The organism is Paenibacillus sp. J22R232 (assembly GCF_056269165.1).
In genome coordinates this window covers 229789-250429 of record NZ_JBWDNK010000007.1, presented here as the reverse complement: position 1 = coordinate 250429, position 20641 = coordinate 229789, and the positions used below count along the sequence as shown (strand labels likewise).

Here is a 20641-nt window from a genome sequence, read left to right as displayed (position 1 = left end):
TTCTGCTATGATAAGAGCAATAGATGAATCGGAACACACGTTTCCGTTTACCGAAAGGAATGGCATTATGCACGCACAATTGTCCCTGCGGATCATTAAATTACTATGCGGCGAAGCCTTTTACGAACGAGGAGAAGCCTATTTCCAAGACGGCAAGGTTACGATTACGGACTCTGATCCGTTATCTGGCAGCTATTCGGCCATCGTGCAGGGAAAAAAGCGTTACGACGTTACGATTGAAATTGACCGCGCCAAGGATGTCGACGCCGTTTGCACCTGCCTCGCCTTCAGCACCTACGACAAATATTGCAAGCATATAGCCGCAGCGCTTCTTCAAATTCATGAGCTTCAGGAGCTGGAAGATCGGCCAACAAAGGTATATCCTTCTCTCCTTCACCCCGAGGACCGGCCATACGACGATGACGACGGGGCAGAGGATAGCCCGTTACCGCATATCGAGCCGCGTTACGCGAAGCATGCTGGAGTGCAGACGGCGGACACCCGATTAGCCAGCAGCCTATTAGGCCTATTCGACAGCCGGGTGCAGCGCTCAAGCACCAACCGTTCGATACTGGACGCGCGGGCACTCCTTGAGGTCGAGCTCACGATCAAGCTCCACCCCTACGGCTATCGGAAATTCATGTTCGGCATCGAGCTGAAGATCGGCCCGAAACGATTGTATATCGTGCAGCGAATACGCGAATTCCTAGAAAAGGTCGATCGGCGGGAGCCTTTCATATTCTCCAAGCATTTCACGTACGATCCGGCCATGCACCGCTTTGAGAGGGAGAATGACGCTATCTTAAGGCAGCTTTACCAAATCTATCGCCATGAGATGATTTTCCGTCAATCTTCCAATCGGTTCTACCAAGCAGAGGCTCCTTCCGGCGGCGAGAGGATGCTTCTGGTTCCTCCATTAAGCTGGAGCAGCCTGCTTCCTTTGCTGCAAGAGGCTCCTACTGTTCTCTTGCAAGCTGGAAACCATACGCATAGCGGTATCTCGTTCAGCGATGAGGGGGTCCCGCTTCATTTCTCATTCGACCAAGCGACTAGCGACGGTTATCAGCTGCACATTCTTGGGCTCGATAAGATCACCATGATGGAGGAATACGGGCTTATTATCTCAGGCGGCAAGCTGCTCCAGCTCCCGGCAGATTCAGCCAAGCGGCTTGCCGAGCTAAAGCAGCTTGTCGATAACACGCGTAGGCCTATCATTGCTATTGCCCCTGAGCAAATGGAGCCCTTTATGGAGAAGGTCATTCCCGGATTGATGAAGCTCGGCAGCGTCCAGATCGCGGAAGCCATCTCGGACCGGGTGCTGCAAACGCAGCTGAAGGCGAAGCTGTATTTGGACCGAATCAGGGACCGGCTCGTCGCAGGACTGGAATTCCAATACGGCGACATTGTCATTAATCCGCTGGAGGGCAGCGATAAAAAACGCGGTACCGATCGCATACTCATGCGAAACGGAGATCAGGAGCGGCAGATACTGGAGCTGATGGAGCTCGTTCCGTTTGCCAAGACTGAAGCCGGCTATTTCATGGAGGACGAGGACTCTGAATACGAGTTTCTTTACCATATCGTGCCGCAGCTCGAGAAGCTTCTCGCCGTCTATGCCACCTCCGCCGTCAAGGTACGGATCGTGACCAAGCATGCGCCGCCTAAAGTAACGGTTAATGTGGATGAGCGTACCGACTGGCTCGAATTCAAATTCAATATGGACGGCATTCCCGATTCCGAAATCCGGAATTTGCTGAAATCCCTTGAGGTCAAACGCAAATACCACCGGCTGCCGGATGGAGCATTGCTGCCTCTTGAAGGCGCCGAATTCCAAGAGATTATCCGTTTCTTGAATGACGTCGGATTAAGCAAAGGCGATATTGTAGGCGCTGAATTCCGCGTTCCTGCCGTTCGCGGCCTGCATCTTATCGATTCGCATGAGAATGGCAAAGCGATCAAGCTCGGCAAAGCGTTCCGCCAGCTCCTCGAAAATATGCGAAATCCGGATAATCTTGATTTCACGGTTCCGAGCAGCCTCATGCCCGTGCTTCGCGATTACCAGAAGTTCGGCTTCCAGTGGATGAAGACCCTTGCCCATTACCGGTTCGGCGGCATTCTTGCTGACGATATGGGCCTTGGCAAAACGGTTCAGGCAATCGCCTTCCTCGTTTCCGTGCTGCCGGAGATCCGCAAGCGGGAGCAGCCCGCTTTAATTATTTCTCCCGCATCGCTCGTCTACAACTGGCTGAATGAGCTCAAGAAATTCGCGCCCGAGCTTCGGGCTGTCATCGCGGACGGAACCAAAACGCAGCGCAGCGGCGTACTAAGCGGAAGCATGGAGGCGGATGTCATCATCACCTCTTATCCGTTGCTTAGGCGGGATCTCGCCCAATATATGAAACAGAGCTTTCATACGCTGATCATGGACGAGGCGCAGTATTTCAAAAACCATACGACTCAAACCGCCGGGGCAGTAAAATCCATCGACGCCGGGTACCGATTTGCTTTGACGGGGACGCCTATCGAAAATTCGCTCGAGGAGCTATGGTCTATTTTTGGCGCCGTATTTCCCGAGCTGTTTCCGAGCAGGCAGGCGTTCAACGAGCTTACTCGCGAGAGCGTGGCGAGGCGCGTGCGCCCCTTCCTGCTTCGCAGGCTGAAGAGCGACGTGCTGCAGGAGCTCCCGGACAAAATCGAGTCCATACAGGGATCGGAGCTGCTTCCGGAGCAGAAGCAGCTGTATGTCGGCTTCCTAGCCAAGCTGCAGCAGGAAACCGTAAAGCATCTGAACGAGGAAGGCTTTCAGAAAAACCGGATACGGATATTGGCAGGCATTACGAGGCTGCGCCAGCTCTGCTGCCACCCTGCCTTGTTCGTTGATGGCTATGAAGGAAGCTCAGCCAAATTCGAGCAGCTGCTCGATATAATCGAGGAATGCCAAAGCGCTGGCAAACGGCTGCTCATCTTCTCCCAGTTTACCGAGATGCTTGGGCTAATCAGCCGCGAGCTTGGCTACAGAGGCGTAAGTTACTTTTACTTGGACGGGCAGACGAAGGCTTCTGAGCGTGTCGAGCTCTGCAATCGGTTCAACAGCGGCGAACGGGACCTCTTCCTGCTTTCCTTGAAGGCTGGGGGGACGGGACTCAATCTCACCGGGGCAGACACGGTTATCCTTTATGATCTTTGGTGGAATCCGGCAGTTGAGCAGCAAGCCGCAGACCGCGCACACCGGATAGGCCAAAAAAACGTCGTGCAGGTCATCCGGCTCGTCGCGCAGGGTACGGTCGAGGACAAGATGTACGAGCTGCAGCAAAAAAAGAAGCATTTGATCGACGAGGTCATTCAGCCTGGCCAGGAGGCCATTTCCTCGTTAAGCGAGCAAGAAATTCGCGAAATCCTAATGATTCAATAATCGTGCTGGACCGCATCACGCGCCCCTATATGAAAAGACGGAAAGCCTCCGGACGCATGCCGTTCGGAGGCTTTTTTGCAGGCATTTATCCATTGTCGTTACTTGTCACTAGAGGGTATTTGTCTTCAATTGATACTAGCAGATTTTAATAGAGATAGGGATATTGACCAGTACGTATGCTCTATCTCGTACGTATACTTTCATTACATAGATCTATTAAATCATGAGAGAAAGGAGATGCGAGGTATTTTAAGGCTTGCCTATCATCCAGAAGCCTTAAGCTAATTTAAGAGAAGGAGTGCTGCTGCTTGCATATAAAAAAGCTCTATCCTTGAAAAGAGGTTAAAACATGCATGATTTATCAATCGTAATGACCATCTGCGCATTTTTATTCACGCTCAGCTTCCTCTTTTGGCGCCCTCAGGTCAATGAAGCCATTCCAGCCACGATCGGCGCGGCAATCGTTCTCCTAAGCGGCAGCGTATCGCTCCATGACCTCGGGGAAATTACGGAAACGATTGGGGGCGCCGCCGTCACCATTATCGCCACCATCGTCATGGCCATCGTTTTGGAGAGCTTCGGATTCTTCTATTGGGCAGCAGAGCTGCTCACCAAGAAAGCCCGCGGCTCCGGCATTCGGTTATTTTGGCTGACCAACCTGTTCTGTTTTCTAATGACGCTTTTCGTCAACAATGACGGAAGCATCCTCATTACCACGCCGATCCTGCTCCTTCTGCTGCAAAACATGGGACTAAAAAACAAGCAAAAAATCCCTTACCTGCTATCCGGCGCATTAATTGCCACGGCTTCCAGCGCACCGATCGGCGTCAGCAATATCGTGAATTTAATCGCCTTAAAGATCGTCCACATGGATCTCTACATGCACACGGCCATGATGTTTGTGCCCGCCTCGCTCGGACTGGTCCTGCTAACGCTCCTTTTATTTGCCGCCTTCTACCGCGTGCTCCCAAGAAAGCTCCCGCCTGTGGCCAGATGGAGCCTCTTGCCGGGCAGCCATCCGCTCCAGCATACGCCTACCCCCGATAACCGCAATCGCTTTATGCGCAATATTCTCATCTTCGTATTCTGCGTTCGGATAAGCCTATTCATCGCATCCTATTTCCATTTCTCGGTCGCGGCGACCGCCGTAATCGGATCGTCCCTACTGCTCGGCTGGCGCTGGGTCTATTTGAAAATCTCACCGGCAGACATGCTTAGAAAAACACCTTGGTATATCCTTGTATTTGCTTTCGGGATGTATGTCATCATTTACGGCTTGCGCAATATCGGCTTAACGGATTGGCTCATCCATTTCATGCAGCCCCTCGTTTCCGGTGGTCCGATGCATGCCAGCGTCCTGATGGGAGGGCTGCTCAGCGTACTCTCCAATCTGTTCAACAATCATCCTGCCCTAATGGTCGGAACGATCACCTTGATGAACATGGGTCTAGACCCGTTGACGTTGAAAATATCCTATTTGGCTAGCGTAATCGGCAGCGATATGGGCTCGCTTCTACTGCCGATCGGCACACTGGCAACCTTAATGTGGATGCATATCGTACGCAGAGGCGGAGTTCCAATTAGTTGGGGCCAATATATAAAAATAACGGCATTCGTCATCCCCATTACCGTCGTATTCACGCTGATTGCCTTGTCTTATTGGGTATATTGGGTTTTCTAGTTAAAAAACAAAGAGACCTTTCGTTTGAAAGGTCTCCCCTTATAACCGATCCGATGCTAAACCCGAAACAATCCATAGCCTGCCAGAGGAACGACAGGAGCATGATCCATCTTAAGCCCCTCCGAGCGACCATGAAAGGCAACGTCTACGAGCCACTGCGTAAAGCTGGCTACATCCATAGACTCCAGCTCCTGCAAGGAGAAAAACCCTGCCGCATCTACCTCTACTTGGTCAGGCACAGGCTCTCCGCTCACATATTCCATTTCGAATGCCACGTATAGATTATGGATGCTTCTTGGCTGATCACGCAGTGCCACGACGTTTTTGACAATCGCGTGCACGCCGCATTCTTCGAGTACCTCTCTTTGTATCGTATCCTGTATCGCTTCCATCTGCTCAATATAGCCGCCGGGGTTGGTCCATTTTCCTTTGCCAGGCTCCTGTGCCCTGCGAACGAGCAAAATTTTTCCATCCTTGACCACAAGCGCGCCAACGCCAATGCTGTAATTGCCCCAATGGACAAAGCTGCAGCTTGTACACGCCCTTCTCATCGTTCCGTCCACGTCTCTCGTTTCCAGCTCATGGCCGCATGCCATGCAAAACTTAGCATCCATCTGCATCACCTCTAGCTCCAGCTTTTGTCTCATCAGATTATACGAATTATTTGGGCTGCTGCATAGTATGCCATCGCATTGCTTATCGAAGAGCAGCGGATTCCCCCTCCCGTTTGAATATCAGCTCCGCAAGCAGGTATAATGCCTTTAAGAGCTTTCACATTGGAGGAAGATACCTATGCGTTTCGTAAGCAACAGCGGCATAACCGATCCTGCCATGAACTTGGCACTGGAAGAATACATTTTGCGTTCCCTGCCAGACAATGACGATTACCTTCTTTTCTACATCAATGAGCCGTCCATTATCATTGGCAAAAACCAAAACACCGTTGAAGAAATCAACGCGGAATACGTAGAGGCAAACAAGCTGCACGTCGTCCGCAGACTCTCCGGGGGCGGCGCCGTTTATCATGATTTAGGCAACTTGAATTTCAGCTTCATCATGAAGGATGACGGCAAGTCCTTCCATAACTTCAAGAAGTTCACCGAGCCAGTCGTCAAGGCGCTTCAAGAGCTCGGCGTCGATGCCGCTATGACAGGCCGCAACGACCTGCAGGTCGGCGAACGGAAAATTTCCGGAAATGCGCAGTTTTCTACCAAAGGGAAAATGTTCAGCCATGGTACGCTGCTTTTTGATTCTGAGATCGAGAATGTCGTATCCGCGCTCAAGGTCAACGCTGAGAAGTACGTTTCCAAATCAACCAAATCGATCCGCAGCCGCGTTGCCAATATTGCGGAATTTCTGCATGAGCCGCTTACGATTGAGCAATTCCGGCAAAAGCTCCTGCAATCCATTTTCGAGCAATCGGAAGACATCCCATTCTATGAGCTCACGGACGACGATTGGGAAAAGGTAAGCAAGCTTGCGGATGAGCGCTATCGCAGCTGGGAATGGAATTACGGCCGCTCTCCCGCATTTAACGCCCAGCAGAAGAAACGGATCGAAGGCGCCGGTACTTTCGATGTCCGGCTTCAGGTTGAAGAGGGAGTGATCGTTGGCGCTGCCATCTACGGTGATTTCTTCGGGCGCGGCGACAGCTCTGAGGCTGCCGCCAAGCTGGTCGGTACGAGGTACGAGATTGCCGCTTTGAAACAGCTTACCGAAAGACTGGATCTCCCCTTCTACTTCGGCAAGGTAACGGAAGAGGACTGGCTCGACTTGCTCATTTAATCATGACGTCAAACAACCCCCGAGCCGCTTGGCTCGGGGGTTGCTGCGTTTCGATCTGACAGAATCCATGATTTCCTGCTATTCCATTCTGAACTTAGAGACATGGCCCTGCAAATCGCTTGCAACGGCATGCAAGGCAATCGCCGACGCAGTCATTTCTTCCATGTAAGCAAGCTGCTCTTCCGTTGCGGCCGATACGCTTTGCGTCAATGCCGAGGCTTCATGCGCCTGCTTCGCACTCGATGTCGTAGAGTTCGCTATCTGCTTCGAGCCCGCCGATATTTGCTCGGATGAAATGGAAATCCCTTGCATTTGATTCGCTACTTCCTCTACCGAGCTGCGTATCAGCTGGAACTGCCTGCTCGTCTCCGCTACTGAGCGCATACCTTTTTTCACTTCGCCTTTGCCCTTGTCCATCATCGTCACGGCACGAAGCGTATGATTGCGTACAGTTCCAAGCGCCTTCGTTACCCGTTTCGATGCATCCGCCGACTGAACGGCCAACTGCCTCACCTCTTGGGCGACAACCGCAAAGCCTTGACCGTGATCTCCCGCTCTAGCAGCTTCAATAGTTGCGTTCAACGCAAGCAGATTCGTCTGCCCGGCTATCGTAGATATAAGCGTTACGATCTTCTCGATCTGCTGCACGCTCTCTCTCAGCTCATTCATGAATAACGACGTATCATCGACAATCTGGTCAATGCTCCCCATATCACGGCTAGTATGCTCCATATAGGAGTAGCCTCCGTCTACAATTTGAATGGCTTGCTCAGACGTTTCCGATATGATGCCAACAGAGGCTGTGATCATACCGATCGCATTCACGATATCATCCATTGACCGAGAAATAGCCGTTGTTCCTTGCTGCTGTTGTTCTGCCGAGGAGGCAACCTGCTGAATGGACTCTACGATATACTGGGTCGCCGATGAAGTTTGCCTTGCGCCTTCCCGAAGCTCTTCCGAGCTTGTCGCTAACTGATAGGCGGCTGCGTTCACTTTCTCGATCATCGCTTGCAATCCCGCTCTCATTCCCGTGAATGAGCTCGCTAATGAACCAATCTCGTCCTTATTCCGAATGTGAAGGGGGGTGCTGCGCAAATCACCGCCAGCAACGGCTGCTGCCATGCTCGACAAACGTTTGATCGGATTCGAAATATTTCTCGACAGCAAGGTGCCGAGCAGCATCGTTGCGGCAATCAGAATCATGCTGCCAACAAGCATCGAGGTATTCGTTCGCTTAACCTCCTTGTCGTTAGCCGCAACCTCCGAGGCCATAAGGGTTTCTTGCTTGGATGCCAGCATTGCTGCATTCGTGCGAATTAGCTTAGCGAGCGGGAATATGCGGGTATTGGCAAAAGAACTCGATTTCGCCGTTTCAACGCCGCTAAATTCCTTGATTCGCTCCATATACTGCGCATTCCAGCCCAGAAGAGCGTTCAGCTTTTCGATATCCTCCTCGTTCTGAAGCAATCCGAGCGCAGCTCCCGCCCGGCTGACAATATCCGCGCTGGAGACGTCTACTTCCGCCAGCGCATCCTTGTTTCGATTCAACAAATAGCTGCTAAAGCTGCTGTTAAGCTGTACCGCGTTAAGCTGAATCGCTTCCATATGAACGAGCACGGCCACATTACGGTCAATGAGCTCCGTATAAGAAGCGTTCAAGCTTTTCAGATTATAAAAGATAAAGCTTAACAAGAGCAGGATGAACACAATCGCAACTAAAAAACCGCCATAAATCTTTTTGGCTATCGTAAACCTCCATTTGCTCCACACGTTTAATTTAATCATCGCTGTTCTCCTTCGATTCCCTGCCGGGACATTATGGATGCGGAGAAATAGGTTTAAATAAAGGAACTGCCGCCGGCAGTCCCTTTATTTAAAATGGCTATGGATTAATTTTGTTTCAACAGCTTGCTAATAATAACGGCTGCTTGCGCGCGGTTGGCAATACCTTTAGGAGCGTATGTGCCATCTGTCATGCCGTTGATTACGCCTTGCTGCGTCAGAAGCGCGATTGCTTCTTTGGCGTACAAGGCCATAAGGCCTTTATCAGCGAATTTGTCCAACGCGCCGTCAATATCGTTAACCGTCGCATCCTTATTCACTATTTTCAAAGCATTCGCAGCCATAATGGCCATTTCCTCGCGAGTAATCGGCCTGTTAGGGTCAAACTTGCCTTCCCCTACTCCTTGCGCAAGTCCTGCTTTGACAGCAGCCGCTACAGAGGCATAATACCAGTCCGAGGCATTCACATCGCTAAAGGTTACAGATGCCGTCTCATCCGCCAATTGGAAAGCACGAACGAGCATCGTTAAAAATTCAGCCCGCGTTACTTCTTTCAGCGGTGCGAACGTTGTGCTGCTTAGGCCGGAAATGATGCCTTTGCCAGCCAACTCTTCAATCGCCTCGCCTGCCCATGCCTCAACCTTGCCTAGATCCTTAAATACAGGAACTACGACCGGAGTCGGCGTTGGTGTCGGGGTCGGCGATGGCGTTGCGACCGGTCCAGGTCCGCCTGTGCCAGGGTTTGCAGTCGGGGACGGTGTTACGACTGGTCCGTCCGTTGGAGAAGGTGTTACGACCGGACCGTCAGTCGGTGTCGGCGTTACGACTGGTCCGTCATCCACTTGGTCCGGCGAAGCAGCAGGAGCAGCCGCGAATATTGCGTTTGCTACGATTCTGAACTGCTTCTTCGGATGTGCTCTATTAAGCAAATCGTTAGCGAATAACGTTACATTAATGCTGCCTTCATTGTAGGTGAAACCAATTGTTTTTCCTTTGGCTTGATCATGGTTAGGCCACCAGCCTGCTTTAAAGAAGTCAGCATCCGTACTTGCCGTTGCAAGCACTTTGGCATTGCCCGGAATTGCCGTCATGTATGAGCCTGTAGCTGTATACATGAATTCTTTTTTATCATAGGCTGCCGTAATGACATTGCCTTGATCCAGTACCGTCTTGAATAGACCTTCATGCGAGCTGCCAGTCGTTGCGAAGTTAAAGCCGGGCAGTAGCGCAGAACCCTTCATTGTGTTCATGGCGGCTCTACCAAATCCAACATACGGTTTACCCGTACCGATTAGATTTGTGCTGGCAGCGCCTGTTGTATTAATTAGAACGTCGCTCGCCGCCATATCTGCGGCAATCGGGAAACCTAGATCCTTAAGAACAAATGCCGGAACGCCGCTCGCAGAAACGCTGGCAAGCTTCAGCAGCTTTCCTTCTCTGCTTTCTTCTTTATCAAAAGGAACGACATCAAGCAAATATTTTTGAGATACAAGCAGCAGATTCGATTTTGAGACGAGGAAATCCCCAAGCTCATAGCCCTCGGCGCCATGACTCAGCATCGTAACCGACTTGTTCGCGGATAGCAATTCGTTTACCGCTTTGATTGCGTCGTTGTTCGTATTGCGAATGACATAATGAGCGGAGTCACCTGGTACAGTCGTCGCCGGAATGGCTACGCTTGTGACCGAAGATGTTTTGCCGCTGAATGCGCCCGCTTGACGAATTACATACTTATCAAAGCCTCTCATGTCGGCAAAGCTTTGAACGATTTCTGCATACATTTCCGAGAAATCCGATACATCAAATCCATCATACAGGACCAGATTGGCGTAACCTCTCTTCGCCTGCTTCATATTAACGACATAGCTGCCAACGGGATACTTATTGGAGCCGATAGTTACTTCTCTCGTTGTCTGCTCAACCTTCACTCCGTTGCTGAGCAAATATTGTACCATTTCATAAGTTGCAAGACGGTTTTTTTGCAAACCGCTAGCTACTGGAAGCACATAGTAGTCAGGGAAGAAATTAATTTCCTCGCCGCGCGGCCTGCCGATAACTTGGTCGGCTGCGTTAGTCAAATACTGATCGACTGAACGGCTGTCAATGTTATCTACTCCCCGTTTGTATACTTCCAGCTGATTCAAGAACAGTTTTTCTTTGTTGTCCGTAACATACTTGGTTGCTGCTACGCTCGCATAGAAAAGTGCCGTTGTTGAATCCTCATTCAATTCTGGAATTTCCAGTGTATGTCCAAGCGCACCGTGGTGCATCGCATAGACGGCCGTGTAAGCAGGTGAAGCATCATCCCAGCCTGATTTATTCGGACCGCTGTCGTTTTGGTGAGACTCGTAAGGAATTTCATAGCTAGAATATTTGGTATTCGCAATGCCCGCTTTCCCCATTGCGTTCGCTTGCTCGAGCATGCTGCCGATTAATAGATCGTACTCGAAATTCGGATCATGCGGAGGCGTACAAGGCTCAATAAGGAAGCTGCCTACGAAACCATGCATATCCAAGAAGGATAGCGGTGACCATTTTGCAATTTCTTTCGTTACGATTTGAGTTTCTGGCTGCGTTTGATACGAATTGTCACGGTTCAAGTCAAAAGAATTGGCATTGGCGCGTGTATTCAAGTAGCGGCCATCCGGATTCTCCGTGAAATTCAACAAGAAAATCGCATTTTCAAGCGCATCATTTACGTTTAGCGTAACTGGCGTAGGGTTAGCGCTGTCCTCATTCGTGTTGTATTCAATCGTATCTTTCAAGCCCATTTCCCTAAAGAAGTTGAGAATAACATCAACGCCCGGCGCTTCATCCGGATGAATGTTGTTGAGCCATACAGGCACTTTATAATCCTTAAAGGATCCATTCTTGATTCTGTCCTGCAGACCCTTCGGATCGTTCATCATGGCAGGCATCGTTTCATTCAAATATTTATCTACCGACGCTTTGTCTTTTGCCAGAATAGTAAAATAGATATCGCGTCCTTGAACCGATTTGCCAAGAACTTGCGTCTCTACATACCGGCCAGTCTCTTCCTTGATTTCTTCTGTAATTTCATCAATGGCAGGTTTGATTTCATCATAAGTATGGTAGCTGTCATACGCGTTAAGCTTAATTGGTGCGGTTGCGATCGTTCGGCCATTCTGGTCAAGTACCGCAAAGTCGCGCGTACCCATCATAGCCGGATATCTAGAGCGTGCAGAACCTGACAAGTTCACTGTATTGTAAATCAAATCAAATGTTATTTTGGCTTTAACCGTTGTGCCGTCGAGAACGGCCGGCTCCTCCAAGTAGATGAACGGATCGCCTGTATACGCGTTTGTTCCCCACTTCTTCCACTCCGTCAAAGCTTTCCCGCCATAAGACCATTGCAGATTCGCAAGAGTTACGCCTGCCGGAAGCTCGAATTGAACGTCGATTGTTCTTTTTTCAGTAATCGATGCTTTATCCGTGCTTAGTTGAAGCTTCTCCGGAGCAAGCTCCTCGACTTCAAGGATGATGCCTGTCAGCACTTTCGTAAAAGTTGTTAAATGCTGCTCAAGCCGTCCCGGATAATTGGTTTGAATGAATGCAAGCGTGTCTTTTGCCGTATGCCATATTTCCCCATCTTGTACAGTCTGGGTATAACCATCCATGTCGCCCAGATTCCAGTTGGTCGCTTCCAAGTATGCAATCGGAATGCCTGCTCTTGAAAATGCAGCGTGATCGCTCCAGTCGCCTGTTGTACCCGCTGGATACTGAGGATTCAAACCTGGATTCGTAATCAGATCCAATTCAAGGCGCTCTGCGATGTCCAAGCCTAGCTCGCGGACAAAACCTTTCGAGCCTTTGCTTCCATAGATGTACATGAAGTCACCGACAGCTAAGCTATCTAGGTTAATCATGGCAACCGTATTTTTCTTATCCTCTGCACTCATCTGGGAAACGTAGTATTGAGAACCTCTCGTACCTGTTTCTTCAGCGCCAAATGCAATGAATTTAACGGTGTAAGGCGTATTCAACTGCGCTACCGCTTTAGCGGACTCAAGCATTACAGCTACGCCAGAGGCATTATCGTCTGCCCCTTTACCTGCGCTAACGGAATCGTAATGTGCTCCGACGATTAGTACTTTCGGAGATGTACCTACTTTAGTAGCTACGATATTGTTCGAATTTACCGTATTGCCTGAACGTACATAGCTGAACGGCTGTACAGTAACACCAAGGCCAAGCTTTTCGAACTCCGCTTTCACGTAGTTTCCGGCTTCAACCTCTTTGGCTGAGCCAGCAACGCGCGTTCCGATTGTATTAGCCAAATAATCGAGATACCCATAAGCGCTTATGCCAACCGTACTATCCGGTTCGGCTAAAGCAGCTACCGCTGGAGATTCGGTTTCCAGAGGCTCTTCTACCGCCGCAGGTGGCGCAGTATCCTCTACGATCGGAGTCGTGCCGCCATCCTCCAACGCGAAGGCTGCACCGGGCGCTACGATAGAGAAAACTAGCATTAAGGATAGCAAGAGTGCGAGAAGCTTTTGCGAGACAAATTTCTTAGACATGGTCTTCCTCCTTTTTTATCTAGCAATTCAGACGATCTGGCAGAGAGAAGTCAAACAGCAACTAGACAACTCTATACTCATCACTCCATTTCCGCTTAGCCATGATCAATTTTGACTGCATCTGCGATGTTATCTATAGGATTAAAGCGTCAAAATTTGTATACAATATACTTAACACAATATACTTCTTTACGTGAGATAGTATAACATCTATATCTCATATGGACAATGAGTTTTTGAAAATTCTACTATTTTCTCTCGCATTCGAAATATTTATGTTATATAAACTAACATCAATTTTTGAGATACATAAATAGACGCTCTATCACACTCTCCTTGATGTTAACTTAGCTTGCGTGAATAGCAGCATATAATCATGCCCGCCTGCTTTTGAATCCGTACCTGACATATTGAACCCTCCGAAAGGATGTACGCCAACGAGCGCTCCCGTGCATTTGCGATTAATATAAAGGTTTCCGCAATGCATGTCTTGTAGAGCCGTTTGTATACGCTCCTCGTCTGAGGAGAAGTAGGCTCCAGTTAACCCAAATTCCGTATGGTTATACATAGAGATAGCCTCCTGCCAGCTTTCCGCTTTCGCAATCGCCAGCACCGGGCCGAAAATCTCTTCCTGCATCAGGTAATCATCCGGACCAGCATCGGCAAATACGGTAGGTTCAATAAAATAACCGCCCTCCAGTCCCTTATTGCCGCCTATCAATAGCCGCGCCTCGCTCTTTCCGATTTCAATGGCCTTCATAATTTTATCAAAAGAGCTTTGATCAATAACCGGACCAACCGCTGCATTATCTTCCGGCGATCCCATCATCAGCCTGCTTGTTCTCTCTTTTACCTTCTCAAGCAATTCGTCATATACATCGGCTACCACAATCGCCCTCGAACCTGCCGAGCATTTCTGGCCTTGGAAACCGAATGCCGAGGCTACAATCGCATCTGCGGCTGCATCGATATTCGCTGTTTCGTCCACGACGATGCCGTCTTTGCCGCCCATCTCCGCGACAACGCGCTTCATCCAGATCTGTCCGGGAGCCTGTTCGGCTGCAAGCCTATTAATGCGAAGACCTATTTCCTTCGAGCCCGTGAAGCTTACGAATCTCGTTTTGGGATGGCTGGTCAAATAATCCCCGATCTCCGCGCCGCTGCCGGGCAAGTATTGCATAACGTCAGCCGGCATTCCCGACTCTACCATTAGCTCATAGAATTTGTAAGCGATAATAGGCGTCGTTGAAGCTGGCTTAAGAATAATCGTATTGCCCGCAACGATAGAAGCCGTCGCCATGCCGGCGCAGATGGCGAGCGGGAAGTTCCACGGCGGAATCACAATGCCTACGCCTAACGGGATGTAGCTCAAACGGTTGTCCTCGCCAGGCAGCTTGACGAGCGGCTTATGCTCATTGGTCTCGGCAAGCTTCACCATCTCGCGAGCGTAATAATCCATGAAATCAATGGCTTCGGCCGTGTCGGCATCCGCTTCCGCCCAGTTTTTGCCCGACTCAATCACGAGCCACGCGGAGAAATAATGCTTGCGTTCGCGCATGAGTGCCGCAGCCTTCATCAAGCAGGAAGCCCGCTCCCAAACCGAAGTGTTTTTCCAGCTTTCAAACGCCGTAAGCGCAGCATTCATCGCCTGTTCTGCCAGCTCACGACTTGCTTTCGATACTTTTCCCACGATTTCATCCGTTTTGGCTGGATTGATCGATATAAGCTGATCCGAGGTATGTACGGCAAGCCCCGCTATGTGAAGCGGATATTCCTTGCCTAGCTCTGCCCTGACTAAAGCAAGAGCGTCTACAAATGCGGCATGATTGTCCTCCGAGGCAAAGTTGGTCATCGGCTCGTTGGCAAAAGGTGTTTCCATTCGTTCTTTCATCGTATAATCCCCTCTATTTCCACATATTTTTCAAAACAAACCATACATTGTCCGGCCGCTCAGCGAGCCTTCGCATGAAATAGCCAAACCAATCCTCCCCATAAGGAACGTATATCCTTACGCGGTAGCCTTCCCGCACGAGCTCATCCTGAAGCTCCTCGCAAATGCCATAAAGCATTTGAAATTCAAACTGGCTCGTCGGTATTCCTTGGTCACGAATGAACATTTTTGCCTGTTGAATAACTTCCCTGTCATGCGTCGCAATCGCCGTGTAGCTTCCGCTAAGCAAATGCTGCTCGATTAGGCGCATATAGGATTGGTCGACATCCGTTTTTAGCGGAAAAGCAACCTCCTTCGGCTCCTTGTATGCGCCTTTTACTAGCCTTAAGTTCGCATTCGATAAGCCCAGCTCTTGCACGTCCTGCTCCGATCGATACAAATAGGCTTGAATCACGATCCCCACGCGTTCACTCGACGCTCGCAGCTTTCGATAGAGATCCAAGGCAAGCTGGCAATGCGAATAGTCCTCCATATCGATGCGTACGAAATTGTCCGTCTGTTCCGCAAGCTCCAAAATGCGCCGCATTTGACTCTCGCACAGCTCGCTGCCAAGATCCAGCCCCAAGCTGGTAAGCTTTAACGACAGGTTGGCATTCACCCCCGAAGCCGCAATGGATTCAAGCGTACGCATGCACATATCGGCTGAATGCTCAGCTTCCTGCTTGCCGCTTATAAATTCACCCAAGTGATCAAGCGTTGCCATCTTGCCCTGTTTGTTAAGCTTCTTTACCGCTTCAATCGAGCTGTTGATTTCAACGCCTGCCACGAACCGGCTTGCGCCTAGCCTAAGTCCGTACTTGCGGGCAAGGCCCCCAACCCTCCTGCTTTTTCCCAACGTCAGAAAGAAGCTTCTCATTAACTTTTCCATCGTATGCCTTTACCCTCCGTCACTTGCCCTATATGATTCGTTTCCCAAGCAGAGAGGTCGCCATTTCCACGGCAAGCCGCGAGGTGCGCATCCCCACATCGAGCAGCGGATTCACCTCTACGATATCCATCGAGGTCACTCGGCCTGTTTCAGCTAACAGCTCCAGCGCAAGATGCGCTTCACGGTAGCTTATTCCTCCTGGAACAGGCGTTCCGACGCCAGCTGCTTCCGTCGGATCGAGACAGTCCATATCGAAGCTTACATGTACGCCATCGGTGCCTTTGCTTACGATTTCAATCGCTTTCTCCATCACTGCCTTCATGCCCAAACGATCGATGTCATGCATGGAGAAGCAAGCTATCCCTTCGTTCCGAATAAACTCCTTCTCGTAAGGATCGAGGTCACGGGCACCGATAATTACGACATTCTCTTTCTTAATAAGCGGACCCGCCCCAGGAATGTCGCTTAATTTGAACTTGGAGAGCCCCATCGCAATGGCAAGAGGCATGCCGTGCATGTTGCCTGATGGCGTTGTATCCTCCGTGTTCAAATCCCCATGCGCGTCAAACCAAATCACGCCTAAATTGTCGTAATGGCCGGTCAATCCTGCCAACGAGCCTATCGCAACGCTGTGGTCGCCTCCGAGAATAAGCGGGAAGGAATCGGCCATGACGGCCCGGTATACTTGCTCGCCTACCAAACCGCTCATTTCCTTAACCTCCGGGAAATATTTCGTTTTCGGCTGTTTAGGATCAAGCACGCCATGTCTGGGACAGTTGACCTCGCTATTGCCAACCAAATCGAAGCCCATGCTTCTGATTTGGCGGGCCAGCCCCGATTGAATAATGCTTTCGGGCCCAAGCTCCGTTCCCGCGCGGCTTCCGCCCATCCAGAAAGGCACGCTGATGAGTCTTACTTTTTTGTTGACCATAGAATCCTCTCCCTCTGCCACGTTAACCATCCTCTTTAATGGAGCTGCCATGTTGAACATCCTTTCTCTGCGCTGTCTTTGCCTACAATCATCCTATTGCGCGTTCGCTTGGAACACATTGCCTATTCGCTCCAGCGCCCAATCGATTTCTTCCTTCGTAACCGTTAGCGGCGGGGCGAAACGAATCGTCGTTTCATGCGTCTCCTTGCAAAGCAGCCCTTCCGCCATAAGCTTCTCGCAGTACGGCCTTGCCTCTGTATGCAGCTCCAGCCCGATAAACAACCCTTTGCCGCGGACCTCTTTGATGGCAGGGTGGCGAATTGCGTCAAGCTTATTGGTAAAATATTGCCCTAGCTCATTAGAGCGTTCCGCTAGCGCTTCTTCCTCCATCACCTCAAGCGCCGCGACCGAAACCGCGCATGCTAACGGATTCCCGCCAAACGTCGAACCGTGTGAGCCTGGTTCGAATACGCCCAATATGTCCTCATGGGCAGCGATGGCCGAGATCGGCATAACCCCTCCGCCTAATGCCTTGCCCATGATATAAACATCTGGCACCACCGATTCCCAGTCGCATGCGAATCGTTTGCCGGTGCGTCCAAAGCCCGTCTGAATTTCATCCGCAACAAACAGCACATTGTTTCGCTTGCACAGCTCATAGGCATCTGCAAGATAACCCTCGGGAGGTATGATGATGCCCGCCTCACCTTGAATAGGCTCAATCAGAAAGGCTGCCGTATTCGGCGTAATCGCTCGTTCAAGCGACGCGAGATCGCCATAGGGCACAAGCTTGAAACCAGGCGTAAACGGACCAAAATCCTTCTTGTATTCTTCAGAGGATGAGAACGAAGTGACCGTTATCGTCCTCCCATGGAAATTGCCGGCGCATACAATAATTTCCGCTTGATCCTGAGGTACGCCCTTTTGCCGGTAAGCCCAGCGGCGAACGGCTTTCACAGCCGTCTCAACCGCCTCGGCTCCGGTATTCATTGCCAGTATTTTTGTTTTGCCCGTGTACGCGACGAGCTTTTCATAAAATTGCGCCAAGGCATCATTATGGAAGGCGCGCGAGGTTAAGGTCACTTTATCCGCTTGCTGCTTAAGCGCGGCTATGATTTTCGGATGCCTATGCCCGTGGTTCAGTGCGCTATAGGCACTGAGCATATCCATATACCGATTCCCTTCCGGATCCTTCACCCAAACGCCCTCTGCCTCAGAAATGACAATAGGAAGCGGATGATAATTATGGGCACCGTATCGGTCCGACTGCTCCATAACGGACGAAGTCGTTTTTAAAGTTGTCATTTGAAGGCTCACTCCCATGAAATCTGTATACAATATTCAAATATTGGTGTAAAAAAACCTGGATTGGTTCTTACCCACCAGGAATGTTATTTCCATATCTACGCCTACAACACCTTGGCCAAAAAGTCCTTCGTACGCGAATGCTGCGGATTCTGAAAGACATGCAGCGGTATTCCTTCTTCGACGATGCAGCCTCCGTCCATGAACAGCAGCCGATCGCCAACCTCGCGCGCAAAGCCCATCTCATGCGTAACAATGACCATCGTCATTCCGTTCTGCGCAAGCCGCTTCATGACTTCAAGCACTTCCCCGACCATCTCTGGGTCCAGCGCCGATGTCGGTTCATCAAAAAGCATCACGCTTGGTTCCATCGCAAGCGCCCTTGCAATGGCTACCCTCTGCTTCTGCCCGCCGGACAGCCGATCCGGGTACGAATCATGTTTATCCTCCAGCCCGACGACACGCAGGAGCTCCATCGCCCTAGCATTCGCCTTTTCTTTGGACAGCTTCTTCAGCTTTCGCGGAGCAAGCGTCAGATTCTCTAGAACGCTCATATGCGGAAATAAATTGAAATGCTGGAACACCATGCCCATTTCCTGGCGAATTTGATTAAGCTCGGATTGCTTATTTGTGATCAAGCTATTATTAAGCCGAATTTCTCCGGAAGTCGGCTGCTCCAAGCGATTCAAGCAGCGAAGGAACGTGCTCTTGCCCGAGCCGCTGGGACCAATGACGACGACGACCTCCCCTTTGCGGATCTCCGTATCTATTCCCTTTAATATTTCAAGTTTACCGTAGGATTTACGCAGCCCGTTAACGACAATCATTAGCTTCTCAACTTCCTCTCCAATACGGCAAGCAGCCTGGATAACGTAAACGTCATTGCAAAATATAATGCGCAGGCGACCAGCAGCGGTTCCATCGGCGAGAAGGTGATGCTCTGAACCGTGCGGGCGTTATACATCAACTCCGCTATTCCGATAACCGAAATAAGCGAGGAATCCTTAATAATAATAATGAATTCATTCCCGATGGCAGGAAGCATGTTGCGGAAGGCCTGTGGCAAAACAATATGTCGCAGCGTCATTCCCCGGCTGAGGCCCAAGGACCGAGCAGCCTCTGTCTGCCCTTTGTCAATTGCTTCAATCCCTGCGCGAAATACTTCGGCCATGTAGGCCGAGCTGTTGATGGTCAGAGCGACAACGCCCGAAATAAAAGGCGGCAGATTAATGCCAAACCCCGTCAAACCATAATGGATAATAAAAATTTGCACGAGCATCGGAGTCCCGCGTATGACCTCAATATAAGCTGAAGCAAGGAACTTGACCGGCCACCACCGTGAGATTCGCATCAAGGCAAACAATACGCCAAGCAACGTGCCTAGCGCCACGCCGAAGAATGACAACTCCAGCGTGACCCAAGCTCCCCTCAAAAATGTAGGCCAATATTCAGCCACAAAGCTAAAGTCTAAATCCATATCCAACTACTCCGTCCGTTCTTTATTCTCCAACCAGCTCATTAGCTTCAACGACAAACTGGTCAATGGCACCGCTTGACTTCAAACGGGCGATAGTCTCATCGATTTTGTTAAGCAGCTCTTGCTCACCCTTCTTCACCGCGATCGATACGCCAGCTTCTTCTTCAGGCTGCTCGATTTTCACTTCAGAAACCACGATGTCTGTTTGGGCAACCGCGTATTGGTCCGCGACCGGTTTCTCCAGGATGATTGCATCTACCCGGCCGCTCTTAAGCTCCATCACCAGCTCCGGAATCTTGCCGAGTGCCGTTAGCTTGGCATCCGCGATTTCTTGAGCGATTCCCTCTTGAATGGAACCTTTTTGAATACCGATTTTTTTGCCTTTCAGATCATCCAATGTTTTAAACTGCTCTGCGACATCTTTGTTCACCAGTACGCCTTGATCCGTTAAATAATAGATTTCAGAAAAATCGACGTTTTTCTTGCGCTCTTCGGTTGGCGTCAAACCGGAAATAACCATATCAACCTTGCCTGTATCCAACGCTAGCAGCAAGCCGTCAAAATCCATATCCTGAATTTCCAGTTCTGCATTCATATCTTTCGCGATTTCTTTTGCGATTTCAATATCAAAGCCAACTATCGTATCCTTGCCGTCTATCGTTTTGTGGAATTCAAACGGGGCATAATCTGCGCTTGTGCCTAGAATAAGAGTCGTCTTCTCCGCGGCCGGCGGTTCGCTTGCCGCATTATTAGCCGTTGCCGATGGTGAGTTTGCGTCTTTGTTTTGACCACATGCCGTCAGGACAACCATAACCGTAATAAGTAGCAGCGATAACTTTTTCTTCATTTCCATCTCTCCCATTTCTTTATCTCGTTTAGTTTGATATCCCCCGATCAGCACCGGA

Annotated in this window: 13 protein-coding genes; 3 read left to right on the top strand and 10 right to left on the bottom strand. The window is 50.2% G+C overall.

Annotation, left to right across the window (positions count from 1 at the left end; all coding sequences use genetic code 11):
• Nucleotides 1-67 precede the first annotated feature (67 nt).
• Nucleotides 68-3412, top strand: a complete 3345-nt coding sequence (locus tag AC0YN3_RS21225) for a DEAD/DEAH box helicase (protein ID WP_475776953.1) — start codon at nt 68-70, stop codon at nt 3410-3412.
• A 370-nt stretch (nt 3413-3782) separates the two neighbouring features.
• Nucleotides 3783-5093, top strand: coding sequence for an ArsB/NhaD family transporter (locus tag AC0YN3_RS21220; protein WP_475776993.1), 1311 nt, complete (start codon nt 3783-3785; stop codon nt 5091-5093).
• A 56-nt stretch (nt 5094-5149) separates the two neighbouring features.
• Here the strand turns inward: AC0YN3_RS21220 and AC0YN3_RS21215 are convergent, their stop codons facing one another.
• Nucleotides 5150-5713 carry an NUDIX domain-containing protein gene (locus AC0YN3_RS21215; RefSeq protein WP_475776952.1) on the bottom strand — a complete coding sequence of 188 codons (564 nt, stop codon included), beginning with the start codon at nt 5711-5713 and terminating at the stop codon, nt 5150-5152.
• 172 nt (nt 5714-5885) lie between these two features.
• Between AC0YN3_RS21215 and AC0YN3_RS21210 the strand changes: the two genes are divergently transcribed.
• On the top strand, nt 5886-6878 hold the full coding sequence (locus AC0YN3_RS21210) for a lipoate--protein ligase (protein ID WP_475776951.1): 993 nt from the start codon (nt 5886-5888) through the stop codon (nt 6876-6878).
• A 78-nt stretch (nt 6879-6956) separates the two neighbouring features.
• Here the strand turns inward: AC0YN3_RS21210 and AC0YN3_RS21205 are convergent, their stop codons facing one another.
• The 9 genes from AC0YN3_RS21205 to AC0YN3_RS21165 all read right to left on the bottom strand — a co-directional run bounded on the left by AC0YN3_RS21205 (nt 6957) and on the right by AC0YN3_RS21165 (nt 20583).
• Entirely contained in the window at nt 6957-8666 is a 1710-nt protein-coding gene (locus AC0YN3_RS21205) for a methyl-accepting chemotaxis protein (RefSeq protein ID WP_475776950.1), read from the bottom strand.
• 104 nt (nt 8667-8770) lie between these two features.
• The gene (locus AC0YN3_RS21200; RefSeq protein WP_475776949.1) at nt 8771-13204 is read right to left on the bottom strand and encodes a M20/M25/M40 family metallo-hydrolase; all 4434 of its coding nucleotides are present in this window, start codon (nt 13202-13204) and stop codon (nt 8771-8773) included.
• Nucleotides 13205-13529: 325 nt separating this feature from the next.
• Complete coding sequence (gene pruA / locus AC0YN3_RS21195) at nt 13530-15095, bottom strand: L-glutamate gamma-semialdehyde dehydrogenase (protein WP_475776948.1); 1566 nt, start codon at nt 15093-15095, stop codon at nt 13530-13532.
• Nucleotides 15096-15108: 13 nt separating this feature from the next.
• Complete coding sequence (locus tag AC0YN3_RS21190) at nt 15109-16023, bottom strand: proline dehydrogenase family protein (protein WP_475776947.1); 915 nt, start codon at nt 16021-16023, stop codon at nt 15109-15111.
• Nucleotides 16024-16051: 28 nt separating this feature from the next.
• Complete coding sequence (gene rocF, locus AC0YN3_RS21185; protein WP_475776946.1) at nt 16052-17005, bottom strand: arginase; 954 nt, start codon at nt 17003-17005, stop codon at nt 16052-16054.
• A gap of 42 nt (nt 17006-17047) precedes the next feature.
• The gene (locus tag AC0YN3_RS21180) at nt 17048-18259 is read right to left on the bottom strand and encodes an ornithine--oxo-acid transaminase (RefSeq protein ID WP_475776945.1); all 1212 of its coding nucleotides are present in this window, start codon (nt 18257-18259) and stop codon (nt 17048-17050) included.
• A gap of 104 nt (nt 18260-18363) precedes the next feature.
• Nucleotides 18364-19086, bottom strand: coding sequence for an amino acid ABC transporter ATP-binding protein (locus AC0YN3_RS21175; protein ID WP_475776944.1), 723 nt, complete (start codon nt 19084-19086; stop codon nt 18364-18366).
• Nucleotides 19086-19736, bottom strand: coding sequence for an amino acid ABC transporter permease (locus AC0YN3_RS21170; RefSeq protein ID WP_475776943.1), 651 nt, complete (start codon nt 19734-19736; stop codon nt 19086-19088). Before AC0YN3_RS21170 ends, AC0YN3_RS21175 begins: the two co-directional genes overlap by 1 nt.
• Nucleotides 19737-19758: 22 nt before the next feature.
• On the bottom strand, nt 19759-20583 hold the full coding sequence (locus AC0YN3_RS21165; RefSeq protein ID WP_475776942.1) for a transporter substrate-binding domain-containing protein: 825 nt from the start codon (nt 20581-20583) through the stop codon (nt 19759-19761).
• Nucleotides 20584-20641 lie beyond the last annotated feature (58 nt).

Excerpts from the sequence above, each read along its gene's own strand:
- AC0YN3_RS21225 (WP_475776953.1), top strand. The coding sequence starts at position 68 with ATGCACGCACAATTGTCCCTGCGGATCATTAAATTACTATGCGGCGAA.
- AC0YN3_RS21220 (WP_475776993.1), top strand. The coding sequence starts at position 3,783 with ATGACCATCTGCGCATTTTTATTCACGCTCAGCTTCCTCTTTTGGCGC.
- AC0YN3_RS21215 (WP_475776952.1), bottom strand. The coding sequence starts at position 5,713 with ATGCAGATGGATGCTAAGTTTTGCATGGCATGCGGCCATGAGCTGGAA.
- AC0YN3_RS21210 (WP_475776951.1), top strand. The coding sequence starts at position 5,886 with ATGCGTTTCGTAAGCAACAGCGGCATAACCGATCCTGCCATGAACTTG.
- AC0YN3_RS21205 (WP_475776950.1), bottom strand. The coding sequence starts at position 8,666 with ATGATTAAATTAAACGTGTGGAGCAAATGGAGGTTTACGATAGCCAAA.
- AC0YN3_RS21200 (WP_475776949.1), bottom strand. The coding sequence starts at position 13,204 with ATGTCTAAGAAATTTGTCTCGCAAAAGCTTCTCGCACTCTTGCTATCC.
- pruA (WP_475776948.1), bottom strand. The coding sequence starts at position 15,095 with ATGAAAGAACGAATGGAAACACCTTTTGCCAACGAGCCGATGACCAAC.
- AC0YN3_RS21190 (WP_475776947.1), bottom strand. The coding sequence starts at position 16,023 with ATGGAAAAGTTAATGAGAAGCTTCTTTCTGACGTTGGGAAAAAGCAGG.
- rocF (WP_475776946.1), bottom strand. The coding sequence starts at position 17,005 with ATGGCAGCTCCATTAAAGAGGATGGTTAACGTGGCAGAGGGAGAGGAT.
- AC0YN3_RS21180 (WP_475776945.1), bottom strand. The coding sequence starts at position 18,259 with ATGACAACTTTAAAAACGACTTCGTCCGTTATGGAGCAGTCGGACCGA.
- AC0YN3_RS21175 (WP_475776944.1), bottom strand. The coding sequence starts at position 19,086 with ATGATTGTCGTTAACGGGCTGCGTAAATCCTACGGTAAACTTGAAATA.
- AC0YN3_RS21170 (WP_475776943.1), bottom strand. The coding sequence starts at position 19,736 with ATGGATTTAGACTTTAGCTTTGTGGCTGAATATTGGCCTACATTTTTG.
- AC0YN3_RS21165 (WP_475776942.1), bottom strand. The coding sequence starts at position 20,583 with ATGAAGAAAAAGTTATCGCTGCTACTTATTACGGTTATGGTTGTCCTG.